The following is a 2,525-nucleotide window of genomic DNA, read 5'->3' as shown; positions in this document are numbered from 1 at the left end:
TTTAAAATATTTATTAATTCAGCAACTTTCCCTTGATCTTGTGAAATGTATTTATACCAAGAAACGAAATTTTCAGCTTTAGAACCTAGATATTTTGTTTCTGCACCACCACTCTTGATTAAAATAGGAACAATTTGTACAATAATTATTTTCTCTATACGTTTTGTAAACCAAAATAGTTTTTTGTTGTCATTTCTTGGTAATAAAGAGGATAATATAGATTGAGATGAAAGAAATGAATATTTTGATGCTTCTGAATAATCATCTCGAAAAAGTTGTACATCGCCATTTTCATATTTTAGTAAAGGATGTCCATTGAACCATAATCTTTCATAGGCAATAGAGACTTGATCTCGATTAGCTTCAACTACAAGTTCATATTTATAGTTACCATCATTACCATCTATTTCTAACTCGAAACGTTGAATTGGTGAAGTTTGCCAGCAAGTAAAATCAAAATAATCAAAAATAGACTCTAATTTTGATTCACCTAATATAAAATTTTGAATTTTCCGCAAGGCTTCAAAAACAGTTGATTTACCTGAACCATTACCACCAAGAAATAAGTTAATTGAGTTAACATTAAGCTCAAAATTCACCAAACAGCGAAAATTATCAATATAAATACGCTTTAACATAAAACTTTTCCTCCTAATCAAACACTATAATACAATGCCAATTACTATAATCACATAAATCAAATTAATCATATAAATCACAGTCCAGACCGCAATATAGTACAATTGTCCTATACAGACAAAACATAATACTCAGTCTAGTCAAGTGTAAGATAGAAAAACAATGATTGCCTACGGTACGCTATGCGAACAGTGCCATCATTGTTTTAACTAATTATGGTTGACTTTTCTCGTGAAGTGAAATTCACTGCGAGAAAAAGTATTAAAAATCAGGAGCAGACAATGAACAGTTGTATTTTGATGGCAGAAATTTACGATAATCCCCAACTGCGTCACACACCAGATGGGTTAGAAGTTACAGAAATGATCGTTCATGTAGCGGGAGCAAAACCAGATGATCCAACGCATCCTTTAAAAGTCGTAGGTTGGGGAAATTTAGCAAAAGAGATTCACCAAAGTTATCATCAGGGCGATCGCGTCATTATTGAAGGGCGCTTAGGCATGAATACAATTGATCGCCCCGAAGGATTTAAGGAAAAACGCGCAGAATTAACAGTCCAAAAGATTCACGCCATCGGACAAGGTGCTTATACCAGTTCACCAGCAGCAGCCACGAGAACCACACCAGCCTATGAAACCCCTGTAGCGCCACCAACCTACAGCCCTACTAATTCATCCGCCCCAATGCCCCAGGTAACAGCCCCTCAGCCGACATACCAACCCACCCCTGTGCAGTCTCCATCCCCTATAGGAGTTACGCCAGAACCCGATCCAGATGACATCCCGTTTTAGTCACCACCTTTGTAGAGGCGTTACATTGAACGTCTCTACATTCTTTTTTAACCTCCACTGACTTCACCCCATTCCCGAATTGCTGGAAATACCGATGAATAATCATCCTCTGGATAGGACATTTTCATAGTTGCGTGTAAGATTTGCCTTACACCCTCAATGCTGTTGAGATTCAAACCCAAGGATTTCGCTTCCGAGATAAATAAATCTATTTCCTTGATCAGTTGTTTTGTCGGCAAGTTGGCGTTATTGTAATTGCCATCTAACATCCGCCGCAAATTTTGATCAAAAGTGGGAGCATAAAGTTTACTTTCCCGCAGAACTTGCATAAACAAATCAACATCAATGCCTTGCAACTGGATATATGCCAGACTCAGAGCAAAGCTAGTTGTGAGAGAAGCAATCAGTTGATTGAGTGCCAAGGTGAGGTTAGAGGCAGAACCCACAGCGCCTATATATACAGGATTTTCTCCAAAATGTTGGAGTAACTTTAAATGCCGTTGATACTGTTCTTCCTCTCCACCGACCATGACAATTAATTTGCCAGTTTTAGCTTCGGGAATACTACCCAAGACAGGAGCTTCTATATATTCACCCCCAGCCGCAACTACTGTATCTCTGATTTCTTGGCTTTCTAAGGGATTAATCGTCCCCATTTGAATGATGCTGCGTCCTGATAAAGTATGCCAAGAAGTATCGGTCAGAAGTACATGATAAATAGCTGCGGCGTTAGAAAGCATTAGCACTATACAGTCAGCAGCGCGGATTGCTTCGCGGGGTTTGGTCACAATTTGCGCCCCTGCTGTCCGTAATGGTTCTAATTTTTCTGGGGTGCGATTATAGGCAATTAGCTCTATGTCGGCGGCTAATAACCTTTGAGCCATCGGTAGTCCCATCAATCCAGTTCCCAGAAATGCCACCTTCATGTTTTACGTTCCTTCGTCAGTGGTCAGTTGTTAGTTGTCAGTGGTCAGTTGTCAGTTGTCAGTTGTTAGTTGTCAGTTGTCAGTTGTCAGTTGTCAGTTGTCAGTTGTCAGTGGTAATTGGAAAGAATTTATTACCCAGTCCCCAGTCCCCAGTCCCCAGTCCCTGTCT

3 protein-coding genes are annotated in these 2,525 nt (G+C 39.5%); 1 reads left to right on the top strand and 2 read right to left on the bottom strand.

All coding sequences use genetic code 11. From position 1 onward, the window contains the following. On the bottom strand, positions 1-638 hold a 638-nt coding region (locus tag IQ228_RS24685; protein WP_193964788.1), incomplete at its 3' end, for an AAA family ATPase. A 282-nt stretch (positions 639-920) separates the two neighbouring features. On the opposite strand from IQ228_RS24685, the gene IQ228_RS24680 reads away from it, so the two are divergent. Then, complete coding sequence (locus IQ228_RS24680; protein ID WP_027400736.1) at positions 921-1,430, top strand: single-stranded DNA-binding protein; 510 nt, start codon at positions 921-923, stop codon at positions 1,428-1,430. Positions 1,431-1,477: 47 nt separating this feature from the next. Here IQ228_RS24680 and IQ228_RS24675 read toward each other — a convergent pair whose 3' ends face one another. Next, positions 1,478-2,356, bottom strand: a complete 879-nt coding sequence (locus IQ228_RS24675) for an NAD(P)-dependent oxidoreductase (RefSeq protein WP_027400737.1) — start codon at positions 2,354-2,356, stop codon at positions 1,478-1,480. Between the last annotated feature and the right edge of the window lie 169 nt (positions 2,357-2,525).

Source organism: Dolichospermum sp. LEGE 00246, assembly GCF_015207865.1.
In the GTDB taxonomy this organism is placed as follows: Bacteria; Cyanobacteriota; Cyanobacteriia; order Cyanobacteriales; family Nostocaceae; genus Dolichospermum; species Dolichospermum heterosporum.
This window is presented reverse-complemented; position numbering and strand designations above follow the sequence as displayed.

What these genes read in the sequence shown, in the direction of transcription:
- IQ228_RS24680 (WP_027400736.1), top strand. Translation starts at nt 921, where the DNA reads ATGAACAGTTGTATTTTGATGGCAGAAATTTACGATAATCCCCAACTG.
- IQ228_RS24675 (WP_027400737.1), bottom strand. Translation starts at nt 2,356, where the DNA reads ATGAAGGTGGCATTTCTGGGAACTGGATTGATGGGACTACCGATGGCT.